The sequence below is a fragment of the Micrococcus sp. APC 4021 genome (assembly GCF_030407635.1).
Lineage (GTDB): Bacteria > Actinomycetota > Actinomycetes > Actinomycetales > Micrococcaceae > Micrococcus > Micrococcus luteus.
On sequence record NZ_JASDCZ010000058.1, the window covers coordinates 1 to 14121 of the forward strand.

The window sequence follows — 14121 nt, forward strand, 5'->3', positions numbered from 1 at the left end:
GCGGCACGCGTGGGGCGGGTCACCGGACCAGCCTATCCGGCGGCTGTCGGCCGGGGTCGGCCTGTCGCGGGGGAATACCTGGAACGCTCCTGGCGCTCCACTGGACGACCCCGTACCCGTGTCGGCGCACCGGTCCCGCTCGCCGCGGACCGCAGCCGGAGAGGAGCCCCGCATGAGCGCCGCCCTGCTGACGCATCCCTCCCGGACCGTAGACTGGCCCGCGATGAGCACTGACAACAGCCGGCCGGAATTCGCCCGGCCCGAGGACGCCCCCGAGCACGACCGCGCCGACATCGACGTCGCCGCCGAGTCCGAACAGCAGCGCCGTGCCCGGTTCGAGCGTGACGCCCTCGAGTTCGTGGACCAGTTGTACTCCGCTGCGCTGCGCATGACGCGCAACCCGCAGGACGCCGAGGACCTGGTCCAGGAGGCGTACACGAAGGCCTACTCCTCGTTCCACCAGTACCGGCCCGGCACCAACCTCAAGGCCTGGCTCTACCGGATCCTCACGAACACGTACATCAACCTCTACCGCAAGCGGCAGCGCCAGCCCCTCGAGGCGGACAACCCTGAGGTGGAGGACTGGCAGATGGCCCGGGCCGCCGAGCACACCTCCGGTGGCCTGCGCTCGGCCGAGACGGAGGCCCTCGACCGGCTGCCCGACTCCCAGGTGAAGGACGCCCTGCAGGCGATCCCGGAGGAGTTCCGGCTCGCCGTCTACTTCGCGGACGTGGAGGGCTTCGCCTACAAGGAGATCGCCGAGATCCTCGACGTGCCGATCGGCACCGTCATGTCGCGGCTGCACCGCGGCCGCAAGCAGCTGCGCGAGCGCCTCGCGGACTACGCGGCCGCGCGCGGCATCAAGGCCCAGCCGAAGAAGAAGACCGGGCGCGGCGGCACGAAGCAGACCGAGACGAGCACGAAGGAGGCCACGCGATGACCGCGGACCAGCACGGCCATGAGTGCCGCGACGCCCAGGACGCCTCCCTGGAGCGGCTGTACCAGTACCTGGACGGCGCCCTGACGCCCGAGGACATCGAGCAGGTGCGCGCCCACGTGGCGGAGTGTCCGGACTGCCGGCACCAGAAGGAGCTCGAAGAGCTCATCCGCTCGGCGGTGCGTCGGTGCTGCCAGGAGAAGGCGCCCGCGCAGCTGCGGGCCACCATCATGACCCGCATCACCCAGATCTCGACGACGACCGTCACCTGGGGCTGACACCGCGACATGCGGACCCGTGGGCACCCGATCGGGCGCCCCGACGATGACGAAGGGCCGTCCCCTGAGGGGACGGCCCTTCGTGGTCTGCGGTCGCCGGGTGGCACCCGGCCGGTCCGCGACGCCGATCAGCGGATCAGGCGTTGGGACGCTTGCCGTGGTTGGCGCCGTTCCTGCGGCGGTCGCGACGCTTGCGTGCACGCTTGCTCATGACGTCTCCCTTCAACGAGTCGGTCGGTGGTCCATTCTGTCACATCAGGCCGTGGGCTCAGGCAGACCGAGCCACTGGTACCAGCCCCGGTGCAGCACGAGCCACGCGATGAGCCCGTGGCCCGCCTGGCCCGGCCGGCCCTGGCCGGAGGCGAGGTCCGCGCGCCACTGCTCGTGTCCCACCAGCGGGGTGAACGTGTCCACGTACACGTGGTTGCGCCGGTCGGCCACATCCAGGTAGGCGGCGTTGAGCTCGGCGAGCCGGGCGTTGCGCTGCTCGTCCAGGGTGGGCGTGGGGCCCACCACGAGCACCGGGATGTTCCGCTGCGAGGCGGTGTCCAGGACGTTGGCCAGGTTCAGCCGCGAGCGGGCGGTCGAGGTGGCCTCCAGGTCCAGGTCCGCGTCGGACAGGGCCACGACGAGGCGGTTCTCCGTCTCCTCGGAGAAGCGCCGCGAGGCCTCGCCCCACCAGCGCTCGTTGAGGTCCTCGGTGGTCTCGTGCGGCACGGCCAGCACGTAGTTCTCCAGCTCCACGTCGGGGGCCTGGGTGCGGGCGAGCACGCGGCCCCACCAGCCGATGGCGCGGGCGTCGCCCGCACCGGCCAGCAGCTGGTCGCCGACGGCGGCGATCCGGATCCGGCGGTTATGCACAGTGTGTCCTTTCGTCGGCCGATCCGGCGCCGCCGCCGCACCGGAGGGTGCGGCGGCGGCGCAGGGTCGGTCCGGGTCAGCGGCCGAAGGCGGCGTCCAGCAGCGTGCTGAGCTCCTGGTCGTGGCGGCCCTTGGTGCCCGCGGAGGTCGCGGCCGAGGCCGGGCGGGACACGAGGGTCACGGGGCCGTCGAGCTGCGGCACGAGGTTCAGTGCCATGAACGGCCACGGGCCCTGGTTCGCGGGCTCGTCCTGCACCCAGGTGACGTCGGCGACCGGGTAGGCGCGGAGCGCCTTGCGGATCTCGTCGAGCGGCAGCGGGTAGAGCTGCTCCACCCGCACGATCGCGGTGGACGTGTCACCGGACTTCTCGCGGCGGGCGAGCAGGTCGTAGTACAGCCGGCCGGAGACCAGCACCACGCGCGTGACGTCCTTGGCGTCCACCCCGGCGTCCGGGATGACCGGCTGGAAGCCGCCCTCGGTGAAGTCCTCCACCGAGTTCGCGGCGGCCTTGAGGCGCAGCAGCTGCTTCGGGGTGAACACGATGAGGGGCCGACGCGGGCGGGCGTAGGCGTGCTCGCGCAGCAGGTGGAAGTGGTTCGCGCCCGTGGAGGGGTTGACCACGCGCATGTTGTCCTCGGCGCACATCTGCAGGAAGCGCTCGATGCGGGCGGAGGAGTGGTCCGGCCCCTGTCCCTCGTAGCCGTGGGGGAGGAGCAGGACCACGGACGAGGTCTGCGACCACTTCTGATCGGCCGAGGAGATGAACTCGTCGATGATCGTCTGCGCGCCGTTCACGAAGTCGCCGAACTGGGCCTCCCACAGCACGAGGGCGTCGGAGCGCTCCACGGAGTAGCCGTACTCGAAGCCGAGGGCGGCGTACTCGGACAGCAGCGAGTTGTAGACCCAGAACTTCGCCTGGTCCTCGGAGAGGTGCCTCAGCGGCGCCCACGTGTCGCCGGTGATCCGGTCGTGGAACACCGAGTGGCGCTGCGTGAAGGTGCCGCGCTGGGAGTCCTGGCCCGCCAGGCGGACCGGCACGTCCTCCATGAGCAGCGAGCCGAAGGCCGCCAGCTCGGCGAAGCCCCAGTCGATGCCGCCGTCGACGGCCATCTTGGCGCGGCGCTCGAGCAGGGCCGCGAGCTTGGGGTGGACCGTAAAGCCCTCGGGCACGTCGATGTGCGCCTGCCCGATGGCCCGCAGCGTCTCGGCCGAGATGGCCGTGGACGCCGGCGCCTCCGGGGCCGCGTCCCGGTCCTCGGCCGGGCGGAGGCCCTCCCCGCCGGAGGCGGGCGCGTCCTCGTGGGTCTCCGCGAAGACCCGCTCCAGCTGCTGCTGGTAGTCCTTCAGGGCGCTGTCCGCCTCCTCCTGCGTGATGTCGCCGCGGCCCACGAGGGACTCGACGTACAGCTTGCGGGTGGAGCGCTTCTGCTCGATGAGGTTGTACATGCGCGGCTGCGTCATCGACGGGTCGTCGCCCTCGTTGTGGCCGCGGCGGCGGTAGCAGACGAGGTCGATGACGACGTCCTTGTTGAACCGCTGGCGGTACTCGAAGGCGAGCTGGGCCACGTGCACCACGGACTCCGGCTCGTCGCCGTTGACGTGGAAGATCGGGGCCTGGATGGTCTTGGCCACGTCGGTGGAGTACACCGCGGAGCGCGCCTGGGTCGGCGGCGTGGTGAAGCCCACCTGGTTGTTCACGATCACGTGGATCGTGCCGCCGGTGCGGTAGCCGGGCAGCTGCGAGAGCTGCAGGACCTCGGTCACGACGCCCTGGCCCGCGAAGGCCGCGTCGCCGTGCACGAGGATCGGCAGCACGGAGAAGGAGTCCGGGCGCTGGCCACCCAGATCGAGGCGGTCCTGCTTGGCGCGCACGACGCCCTCGAGGACCGGGTCCACAGCCTCCAGATGCGAGGGGTTCGCGGCGAGATACACGCGGGTGCTGTTGCCGGCGTCGGACACGAAGGTGCCCTCGGTGCCCATGTGGTACTTCACGTCGCCCGAGCCCGAGGCGCCGCCCGGGGTGGCCCCCTCGAACTCGCGGAAGACCTGGCTGTAGGTCTTGCCGGCGATGTTGGTGAGCACGTTCAGGCGACCGCGGTGCGCCATGCCGATGGCGACCTCGTCCAGTCCGGCGTCGGCGGCGTCGCCGAGGATGCCGTCCAGCAGCGGGATGAGGGACTCGCCGCCCTCCAGGGAGAAGCGCTTCTGGCCGATGTACTTGGTCTGCAGGAACGTCTCGAACGCCTCCGCGGCGTTGAGGCGGCCCAGGATGCGCAGCTGCTCCTCGCGGGTGGGCTTGGCGTACGGCTGCTCGAGCTTCTCCTGCAACCAGGCGCGCTCGGCCGGGTCCTGGATGTGCATGTACTCGACGCCGATGGCGCGGCAGTACGCGTCACGCAGCACGCCGAGGATCTTGCGCAGGGTCAGGCTGCCCGCCCCGCCGAAGCCGCCGGTGGGCCACTGACGGTCCAGGTCCCACAGGGTGAGCCCGTGCTCGCGGATGTCGAGGTCCGGGTGGTAGGCCATCGAGTACTCGAGCGGGTCCACGTTGGCCAGCAGGTGGCCGCGGTCCCGGTATGCGTGGATGAGCTGCTGGATGCGGGCGACCTTGCCGACCTGCTCCTCCGGGTTCACCTGCACGTCCTGGGCCCAGCGGACGGGCTCGTAGGGGATGCGCAGGGAGTGGAAGACCTCGTCGTAGAAGCCGTCCTCGCCCAGCAGGAGGCCGTGCACGATCTTCAGGAACTCGCCCGAGCCGGCGCCCTGGATCACGCGGTGGTCGTACGTGGAGGTGAGGGTGATCGTCTTGGAGATCGCCAGGTCGTGCAGCGTGGACTCGGCGGCGCCCTGGAAGGCGGCCGGATAGGTCAGCGCGCCGACGCCGATGATGGCGGCCTGGCCCTGGGACAGGCGGGGCACCGAGTGCACGGTGCCGATGCCGCCCGGGTTGGTCAGGGAGACCGTGGTGCCGGCGTAGTCGTCCATCGTCAGCTTGTTCTTGCGGGCGCGCTGGACGAGGTCGTCGTACGCCTTCCAGAAGCCGCGGAAGTCGAGGGTCTCGGCGGCCTTCACGTTCGGGACCACGAGCGCGCGGGTGCCGTCCGGGCGGGGCAGGTCGATGGCCAGGCCGAAGTTCACGTGGGCCGGCTCCACCATGGTGGGCTTGCCGTCGCGCTCCTCGTAGGTCACGTTCATCGAGGGCATGGCCGCGAGCGCGCGGACCACGGCGTAGCCGATGAGGTGGGTGAAGGAGACCTTGCCGCCGCGGGTGCGGGCCAGGTGGCTGTTGATGACCACGCGGTTGTCGATCAGCACCTTGGCCGGCAGGTCGCGCACGGTGGTGGCGGTGGGCATGGACAGGGAGGCGTCCATGTTCGTGGCCACGGCCTTGGCCATGCCCTTGAGGACGGTGGCCTTCTCCTGCTTCTCGTCCGCGGTGGTGGAGGTGGTGTCGGCGGGCTCGGAGGGCACCGCCTGGGCCGCCGGGGTCTTCTTGGGCTTGGGGCCGGTGCTGACCGAGGTCTCCTTGGGCTGCGCACCCCGGGCCGGGGCGGTCGCCGCCGTCGGCTCGGTCACCTTGGCGGAGGCCTTCGGCTCGGCCTGGGTGGAGGCCTTCGGCTCGGCCTCGGCGGGGGCGCTGGCCTCGAGACGGGCGAAGATCTGTGCCCACTGCCGGTCCACGGAACCGGAGTCCTCGCGGTACTTCCGGTAGATCTCGGCCACGAGCCGTTCGTTCCCCGGGAACTCCTGTGCGAGCCGGTCCGACGTGAGTTCTGGCACTGTGTAACGCCTCTTCCTGAGCCTTGGGATGCGATGTGCTGCGCCGGGCCACCCGCGCGGCGCGCGTGAGGCCGGGAACGCCTCGAGACATCATAGTTCTTCGACGCCCCCGGTCGGAATGTCGCGGCCTCGGCTCGACTCCGCTCCCGGCGGACGCGCGGGGGCCTCTCGGCGTCCGCCGCGTCTGGGAGACTGACGCCATGCGCTTCCTCACCGACCCGGCCGTCGACCTGACGTACAACGACGTCTTCCTCGTGCCCTCGCACTCGGACGTCGCCAGTCGCATGGACGTGGACATCGCCCCGGATGACGGCACGGGCGCCACCATCCCCCTGGTCTCCGCCAACATGACCGCCGTCACCGGGCGCCGGATGGTCGAGACCATGGCCCGGCGCGGCGGTCTCGGGATCCTGCCGCAGGACATCCCGGCGGACGTCATCCGGGACGTCGTGCGTCGGGTGAAGGCGGCCCACCCCGTGGCGGACACCGCCCTGACCGTCGGGCCGCAGGACACGGTGCTGGACCTGCTCCACCTCGTGGACCGCCGCAACCACGGGGCCGTCTGCGTGGTGGACGCGCACGGCGGGCTGCTCGGCGTGGTCCGCCCCCAGGACTGCGAGGGCGTGGACCGCTTCGCCTCGGCCGCCTCCGTCATGCACCCGCCGGCGGTCACCCTCACGCTCGCCGAGCTCGGCGGCACGGACGGGGACCCGGACAAGGACGCGCTGCGGGCGGCCTTCGAGCGGCTGCACGCCGCGCGCCAGGAGATGGCCCCCGTCGTGGACCCGGCGGAGGGCACCGTCGCCCCCGTGCTGCGCGGGGTCGTCACCGCGGCGGGCCTGCTGCGCTCGTCCCTGTTCACGCCCGGTCTCGACGACGGCGGACGGCTCCGGGTCGGCGCCGCCGTCGGCATCAACGGGGCGGTGGGGGAGAAGGCCGCCGCCCTGGTCGAGGCCGGCGTCGACGTGCTCGTCGTGGACACCGCGCACGGTCATCAGCGGACCATGCTGGACGCGCTCGCCGCCGTGCGGGCCCTCGACCCCGGCGTGCCCGTGGTGGCCGGCAACGTCGTCTCCGGCGACGGCGTCCGGGACCTGGTCGCGGCCGGCGCGGACATCGTCAAGGTGGGCGTGGGACCGGGCGCGATGTGCACCACGCGCATGCAGACCGCGGTGGGCCGGCCCCAGTTCTCGGCGGTCCTGGAGTGCGCCGCCGCGGCCCGCGAGCTCGGGGCACGCGTGTGGGCGGACGGCGGGGTGAAGCACCCGCGGGACGTGGCGCTCGCGCTGGCCGCCGGAGCCAGCTCGGTGATGATCGGCTCGTGGTTCGCGGGGACGCTCGAGTCTCCGGGCGACCTCGTGCACGGTCCGGACGGTCGGCGGTACAAGGAGAGCTTCGGCATGGCCTCGGCCCGCGCGGTCCAGCACCGCACCCGCCACGAGGACGCCTTCACCAAGGCCCGCAAGGCGATGTTCGAGGAGGGCATCTCCTCCTCGCGCATGTACGTGGACCCGCGCCGCCCCTCGGTGGAGGACCTGCTGGACACCATCACGTCCGGTGTGCGCTCGTCGCTGACCTACGCCGGCGCCCACGACCTGGCGGAGTTCCGTGAGCGCGCCGTCGTCGGCCTGCAGTCCGCGGCGGGCTACGAGGAGGGCCGGCCGGTCGCCTCGTCGTGGTGAGGCGGCCGCATGCCCCTGCTCGTTCCGCCGGGGCCTGACGCCCCTATACTGGGCGGACTATGGATCACCCTGACACCTGTGTGCCAGACCGCTCGTCCGCCCACGCGGACGCGGCCGGATCGGAGCCTTCCAGTCCCGGTGCCCCGCACCGCCGCCCGGCCCGCCGTCGAGGGGGTGAGGTCGGGTGGAGTGGCTCCTGCTGATCCTCGGCCTGGCCCTGATCGTGGGCACCGGGTTCTTCGTGGCCGTCGAGTTCGCCATGATCGCGATCGACGTGCCCACCGTGCAGCGCATGGTGGACGCGGGTGACCGCGGCGCCGAGCCCCTGCTGCGCTGCCTCAAGTCGCTCTCGACCCAGCTCTCCGCGTGCCAGCTGGGCATCACTCTGACCACACTGCTCACCGGCTACGTGATGGACCCGGCGATCAGCCGGCTCATCGACCCGCTGCTGCTCCAGGTGGGGCTGCCGGCCGGCGTGGTGGGCACCGTCTCGCTCGTCGTCGCGATGGTCGTGGCGACCCTGCTCTCGATGCTTCTCGGCGAGCTGATCCCCAAGAACATGTCCATCGCCGAGCCCATGGCGATCGGCCGCGCACTCGCCCGTCCCCAGCTCGTGTTCAGCACCGTGTTCAAGCCGGCGATCCTGGTCCTGAACGGGTTCTCCAACGGCGTGCTGGCCCGCGTGGGCATCGAGGCCAAGGAGGAGATCTCCGGCGCCCGCAGCCCCGAGGAGCTCTCCTCGCTGGTCCGCCGCTCGGCCCAGCTGGGCACGCTCGACGCGCAGACCGCCACGTTCCTGGACCGGACGCTGCGCTTCGCGGACCGCACCGCCGCGGACGTGATGACCCCGCGCATCCGCGTGGAGACGGTGAGGGAGGACCAGGCTCTGCCCGAGGTCCTGGACCTGGCCCGCAGCACCGGCTACTCGCGGTTCCCCGTGATCGGCGACTCCTCGGACGACATCCGCGGCGTGGTGCACGTGAAGAAGGTCGTGGCCGTGCCGCGGGAGCGCCGCGCCGACCTCGAGGCCGGTGCACTGATGACGGAGGTCATCCGCGTGCCGGAGACCGTGCACCTGGACCAGCTGCTGGCCGAGCTGCGCGACGCGAACCTGCAGATGGCCGTCGTCGTGGACGAGTACGGGGGCACCGCAGGGGTGGTCACGCTCGAGGACGTGGTGGAGGAGATCGTCGGCGAGGTCGCGGACGAGCACGACCGCGTCACCCCGGGGGTCCTCCAGACGGCCTCCGGCCGCTGGTACTTCCCGGCGGAGCTGCGGCCCGACGAGGTGCGGACCCAGATCCCGGCCCTCGTGGTGCCGGAGGACGGGGCCTACGAGACCGTCGGCGGGTACATCCTGGCCCGACTGGGGCGCCTGGCGGAGGTCGGGGACGTGGTGGACGTGGACGGCGGCACCCTGACGGTCGAGCGGATGGACGGCCGCCGCATCGAGCGCGTGCGCTTCGACCCGGCCGCTGAGGACGAGGAGACGCGCGCATGAACGGGGACGTCGTCGGACTGCTGTGGCTGGTGGTCCTGTTGGCCGCCAACGCCTTCTTCGTGGCGGGCGAGTTCGCCGTCATGGGCGCCCGCCGGGCGCAGATCGAGCCGCGGGCCGAGGCCGGCTCCCGCCAGGCCCAGGTGGCGCTCTACGCGATGGAGCACGTCTCCCAGATGCTGGCCGTCTGCCAGCTCGGCATCACGGTGTGCTCCCTGCTCATCCTCAACGTGTCCGAGCCGGCGCTGCACCACCTGCTCGTCGTCCCGATGGCCGCCCTCGGGGTCCCGTCCGCGGCGGCGGACGTGACCGCCTTCGTGCTCGCGCTGCTGGTGGTCACCTTCCTGCACGTGACCCTGGGCGAGATGGTGCCCAAGAACGCCGCCGTCTCGTTCGCGGACCGCGCCGTGATGCTGCTGGCCCAGCCGCTCGTGTGGCTCTCGAAGCTGCTGCATCCCGTCGTGGCCGCGCTGAACTGGACGGCCAACCTCGTGCTGCACGCCCTGCGCATCGAGCCGAAGGACGAGGTGGCCTCCTCCTACACGCTCGAGGAGGTGCAGTCGATCGTGGCCGAGTCCACCCGCTCGGGCACCCTGGAGGACGAGTCCGGCGTGCTGCACTCGGCCCTCGAGTTCTCGGACCACCGGGCCGGGGACGTGATGGTGCCGCTCGAGCGGGTCGTCACCGTCCCCGAGGGGATCACGCCGCACGACTTCGAGTGGACCGTGGGCCGCGTGGGCTTCTCCCGGTTCGTGGTCGAGGACCCCGACGGCGGCTACACCGGCTACCTGCACCTGAAGGACGTCCTCACCGTGGGCCCGTCGGGACACGACGAGCCGATCCCGCTCACGCGCGTGCGCTCGCTGGCCAACGTGCGGCTCGAGGACGAGGTCGAGGACGCACTCGCGCTCATGCAGCGCACGGGCTCCCACCTCGCCCGGGTCATCACGCCCGAGGGTGAGACCGCGGGCATCCTCTTCCTCGAGGACGTGCTCGAGGAGCTCGTCGGGGAGATCAACGACGTGACGCAGTCGCCACGTCGGTTCCGGCCCGCGTGAGCGTCGCGCGGGCCGGACGGTGCTACTGTTGAGAATCGATTTCATGCACCGTCCCCGACACGAACGAGGTCGCCCCATGCTCCGCCGTCGTCTGCCCGCCCTGACCGGGGCCCTTGCCGCGCTCACCCTGAGCCTCGCCGCGTGCGGCGGGACCAGCGGCGACTCCTCGGGTGCGCAGGCCGCGGGCGCCTCTGCGGACGCCGGGTCCGGCTCGGCCGCGGGCGAGCCCGTGGCCGTCGCCACGACGACGCAGCTCGGCTCCGTGCTCGACCGCGTGGTGGCGTGCGCCGACGCCCGCAGCGCCACGGTGATGGGCCCCGGCGACGACCCGCACGACTTCTCCGCCTCGTCCGCGCAGGTGAAGGACATGGTCTCCTCCGGCCTCGTGTTCTCCAACGGCCTCGGCCTCGAGGGCGGCATGGAGTCCGCCCTCGCCAACGCCGAGGCGGACGGCGCGACCGTCGTCGAGGTGGCGCCCCAGCTGGACCCGCTGCCCTTCGGCGGCCATGACCACGCTGAGGAGGGGGCGGGCCACGAGGGCCATGACCACGGGTCCGAGGATCCGCACGTCTGGATGGACGTCGCCCGCATGGCCAAGGCCGCCGAGCTGATGGGCGACACGCTCGCCCAGGAGCGGGGCGATGAGAAGTTCGCCGAGTGCGGCGCGACCGTGCGCGGGGAGCTCGAGCAGACGGACACGCAGGTCAGGGAGATCCTCGCCGGGATCCCGGAGGACCGCCGCACGCTGGTCACGGACCACGACGCCTACGGCTACTTCAGCGAGGCCTACGACTTCACCGTGTCCGGCGTCGTCGTCCCGGGCGGCTCCACCGACGGAGAGCCCTCCTCCCAGGAGCTCGCCGAGCTCGCCCGGTCCATCCGTGACGGCGGCGCGGACGCCGTGATCACATCCGTGGGCGCACGCAACAGCCTCGTGGACACCGTGGCCAAGGAAGCCGGCGACCTGCCGGTCATCGAGGTCTACGAGGGCGGCGTCGGCCCGAAGGACACCCCGGAGGCGGACTACGCCGAGGCCATGCTCGTCAACGCCCGCACCCTCGCCGACGCGCTGGAGGGCTGAGGATGGACTGGCTGCTCGAGCCCTTCCAGATGGGATTCCAGCAGCGCGCCCTCGTCGGCGGTCTCATCGCGGTGGTGATGTGCTCGGTCGTGGGCACGTGGCTGGTGCTGCGCGGGATGAGCTTCTTCGGGGACGCGTTCGTGCACGGTGTCCTGCCGGGCATCGCCCTGGCGGTCGTCACCGGCGGCAGCCCCCACCTTGGTGCCGCGGTGGCCGCCGTCGTCATGATGGCGGGCATCTCGCTGGTGCACCGGGCCACCACCCTCAAGGAGGACACCGCCATCGGCCTGCTCTTCGTGGGGATGATGGCCCTGGGCGTGGTGATCATCTCCAAGTCGGACTCCTACACGGGTTCGCTCACGTCGATCCTGTTCGGCGATGTGCTGGGGGTCAGCGTGGACGGCATCGTGACCCAGGCGGTCATCGCCGTCGTGGTGATCGCCCTGGCCCTGCTGCTCTACCGGCCCCTGCTGGCGCTGAGCTTCTCCGAGGTCAAGGCGCGCTCGCTGGGCATGCGACCGGGGCTGACGCACACGCTGCTGCTGGTGATGATCGGCGCGGCCGTGATCGGTTCGTTCCAGGCGGTGGGCACCGTGCTCGTGTTCGGCCTCCTCGTGGGACCGCCCGCGACGGCGGCGCTGCTGACGCGCAGCGTCCCCCAGATGATGCTCGTCTCCGTCGGTATCGGCGCGGCGTGCGTCGTCACCGGGCTCACCCTCAGCTACCGGCTGGGCACGGCGGGTTCGGCCACCATGGCGCTCATGCCGATCCTGCTGTTCTTCGTCGTGCTCGCCGTCCGCGCCGCCGTGCTGGCGCTCCTGGGCCGGCACGTGCGCTCGCGCGCGCAGCGTGAGCAGGAGGTGCCGGTCGTGGCCCTGCCCGGAGCGGAGGCCGCCCGATGAGCGCGTCCTTCCCCGCGGACTCCGCGGCGGCCCCGCCTCCCCTCGCGGTCGCCCGGGCGCTCGAACTGCGCCATGGCTCGCACGTGGCCGTCCGACCCTCCGACTTCACCCTGCCGGCCCGGCGGCTGATCGCGGTGATCGGGCCCAACGGCTCCGGCAAGTCCACGCTGCTGACCGCTCTGGCGGGCCTGAGCGACCCGGCCTCCGGTGCGCTGGAGGTGCTCGGTGAGGACCCGCGGCGGCGCTCGCAGCGCACCTCCTTCGTGATGCAGTCCATCGGCGTGCCCCAGGGCGTGCCGGTGACGGTGCGTGACGTCGTCGGGATGGGCCGGTACCCCACGCTGGGGTGGTTCCGCCGGTTCCGGAGGGAGGACCGGGACATCGTGCGGGCCGCCATGGAGCGCATGCAGGTCGCGGACCTGGCGCGGCGGCACCTCGACCAGCTCTCCGGAGGCCAGCGCCAGCGCGCCTACGTGGCCCAGGGCCTCGCCCAGGACCACGACGTGCTGCTGCTCGACGAACCGATGACGGGCCTCGACATCGTCTCCGCCCGGGCGATCGACGACCTCCTCCACGAGGAGCCGACGCGCGGGGTCTCCGTGGTCTACACGACCCACGATCTCGACGAGGCCGCGGAGGCGGACCACGTGGTCCTGATGGGCGGGCGAGTCGTGGCCTCCGGCCCGCCGCGGGACGTGCTCACGGTCGAGAACCTGGACATCGCGTACGGCCGGGGCGCCCTGCACGGGCCCTCCACGGCGGTCGAGGACGCGGCGGACTTCCTGGACGACCCCGCGGGCGGCATCCGCCACTGACCGGGGCCCGGCCCGGGGTCAGGCCGCGCGGGTGCGCCCCTCGGCCCGGCAGCGGGCGCACACACCGGTGATCTCCACCGTGTGGTCCGCGTCCGTGAAGCCGTGCTCCGCGGCGACGGCGGTGGCCCATGCCTCGACGTGGGGGGCGGTGACCTCGACGGTGGTCCAGCAGATCCGGCACACCAGGTGGTGATGGTGGCCCTCGTCCTCGCACCGGCGGTACACGGACTCGCCGTCGTCGCGGCGGAGCATGTCCACGCGCCCGTCGTCGAGCTGCTGCTGCAGGGTCCGGTACACGGTGGCCAGGGAGACGCGTTCGCCCTGGTCCTGGAGGCGGGCATGGAGCTCCTGCGCGCTCACGAAGTCCGGGATGCGGTCCAGGGCTCGGTCGACGGCGGCCTTCTGCCGGGTCGCCCGGGGACGGGCGGCACGGGGGCTGGGCTCGGGGGCGCTCACGGTGCTCACGACTCCTTCTGCGGCGGCTGCCGCCTCCTCCGCGCGGTCCGGAACAGGTCCGCGCGGGCCATCCTCCAGGTTATCAGCGACGCCGAAGGGGGCGTGGAGTAGGGTGTCCGGGTGCACAGCGAGACCCCGGACCCATCCCCTGTCCCGGACCGCGACGGCGCCGCCCCCGATCGACCCGACCCGCTGATCGTCGTCGACGAGGGGCAGGGCCGCGTCGTCCCGGCGCCCACGGCGGCCCCGTCCTCGCCCCATGACGCCGGCGGCGACCCCGACGCGGACGCCGACGGCGTCGATCCCGAGGCTGCCGTGCCGCCCACCCTGGTGACGGTGGACGTGCTGGCCGGCTGGCTCGGCCTGGCCCCCGTCGAGGACCTGCCGCCGGTGCCCGAGGGCCCGGCCTACGCCCAGCCGGGACGATGCCGCCCGAACCGGGTGATCCTGCTCGACGTCCGGTTCCGGGCCACGGCGGGCGGGCCCGACCACGCCGCCTATCTCCAGGGCCACCTGCCGGGCGCCGTCTACGTCTCCCTGCCCAGCCAGCTCGCCGGCCACGCCGGCCCGGCGGCGGGGCGTCACCCCCTGCCGGACGCGCGCCAGTTCGCGGAGACCGTGCGGATGTGGGGGATCGACGAGGGCGACACCATCGTGGTCTACGACGACGACCACGGCCTGTCCGCCGCGCGCGCCTGGTGGCTGCTGCGCCACGCGGGGCTGCGGGACTCCATGCTCCTGGACGGCGGCCTCGAGGCGTGGCGCGCCGCGG

General features: G+C 72.4%; 12 protein-coding genes. 9 read left to right on the plus strand and 3 right to left on the minus strand.

Annotation, left to right across the window (positions count from 1 at the left end):
- The first annotated feature begins 223 nt into the window (after window positions 1–223).
- Window positions 224–940, plus strand: coding sequence for a sigma-70 family RNA polymerase sigma factor (locus QL983_RS06715; protein WP_036314006.1), 717 nt, complete (start codon window positions 224–226; stop codon window positions 938–940).
- The gene (rsrA, locus tag QL983_RS06720) at window positions 937–1215 is read left to right on the plus strand and encodes a mycothiol system anti-sigma-R factor (RefSeq protein ID WP_036381745.1); all 279 of its coding nucleotides are present in this window, start codon (window positions 937–939) and stop codon (window positions 1213–1215) included. Before QL983_RS06715 ends, rsrA begins: the two co-directional genes overlap by 4 nt.
- Before the next feature lie 255 nt (window positions 1216–1470).
- On the opposite strand, the gene QL983_RS06725 is transcribed toward rsrA, so the two are convergent.
- On the minus strand, window positions 1471–2076 hold the full coding sequence (locus QL983_RS06725; protein ID WP_041104309.1) for a GDSL-type esterase/lipase family protein: 606 nt from the start codon (window positions 2074–2076) through the stop codon (window positions 1471–1473).
- Window positions 2077–2152: 76 nt separating this feature from the next.
- Window positions 2153–5857 (minus strand): multifunctional oxoglutarate decarboxylase/oxoglutarate dehydrogenase thiamine pyrophosphate-binding subunit/dihydrolipoyllysine-residue succinyltransferase subunit, encoded by a 3705-nt coding sequence (locus tag QL983_RS06730; RefSeq protein ID WP_290151970.1) that lies wholly within the window; start codon window positions 5855–5857, stop codon window positions 2153–2155.
- Window positions 5858–6057: 200 nt separating this feature from the next.
- Here QL983_RS06730 and QL983_RS06735 point away from each other — a divergent pair, with 200 nt between their 5' ends.
- The 6 genes from QL983_RS06735 (at window position 6058) to QL983_RS06760 (ending at window position 12893) form a co-directional block, all read left to right on the plus strand.
- On the plus strand, window positions 6058–7539 hold the full coding sequence (locus QL983_RS06735; protein WP_135019361.1) for a GuaB1 family IMP dehydrogenase-related protein: 1482 nt from the start codon (window positions 6058–6060) through the stop codon (window positions 7537–7539).
- Between the two features lie 184 nt (window positions 7540–7723).
- Window positions 7724–9040, plus strand: a complete 1317-nt coding sequence (locus QL983_RS06740; protein ID WP_041104315.1) for a hemolysin family protein — start codon at window positions 7724–7726, stop codon at window positions 9038–9040.
- Complete coding sequence (locus QL983_RS06745) at window positions 9037–10095, plus strand: hemolysin family protein (protein WP_041104317.1); 1059 nt, start codon at window positions 9037–9039, stop codon at window positions 10093–10095. Before QL983_RS06740 ends, QL983_RS06745 begins: the two co-directional genes overlap by 4 nt.
- 76 nt (window positions 10096–10171) lie before the next feature.
- The gene (locus QL983_RS06750; protein WP_036313948.1) at window positions 10172–11176 is read left to right on the plus strand and encodes a metal ABC transporter substrate-binding protein; all 1005 of its coding nucleotides are present in this window, start codon (window positions 10172–10174) and stop codon (window positions 11174–11176) included.
- A 2-nt stretch (window positions 11177–11178) separates the two neighbouring features.
- On the plus strand, window positions 11179–12078 hold the full coding sequence (locus QL983_RS06755; RefSeq protein ID WP_036313946.1) for a metal ABC transporter permease: 900 nt from the start codon (window positions 11179–11181) through the stop codon (window positions 12076–12078).
- The gene (locus QL983_RS06760) at window positions 12075–12893 is read left to right on the plus strand and encodes a metal ABC transporter ATP-binding protein (RefSeq protein ID WP_036313944.1); all 819 of its coding nucleotides are present in this window, start codon (window positions 12075–12077) and stop codon (window positions 12891–12893) included. The genes QL983_RS06755 and QL983_RS06760 overlap by 4 nt, the downstream gene beginning before the upstream one ends.
- An 18-nt stretch (window positions 12894–12911) precedes the next feature.
- Here the strand turns inward: QL983_RS06760 and QL983_RS06765 are convergent, their stop codons facing one another.
- Window positions 12912–13358 (minus strand): Fur family transcriptional regulator, encoded by a 447-nt coding sequence (locus QL983_RS06765; RefSeq protein WP_036313942.1) that lies wholly within the window; start codon window positions 13356–13358, stop codon window positions 12912–12914.
- 111 nt (window positions 13359–13469) lie between these two features.
- On the opposite strand from QL983_RS06765, the gene QL983_RS06770 reads away from it, so the two are divergent.
- Window positions 13470–14121: rhodanese-like domain-containing protein (locus tag QL983_RS06770; RefSeq protein ID WP_290151976.1), on the plus strand; the 652-nt coding region annotated here is incomplete at its 3' end.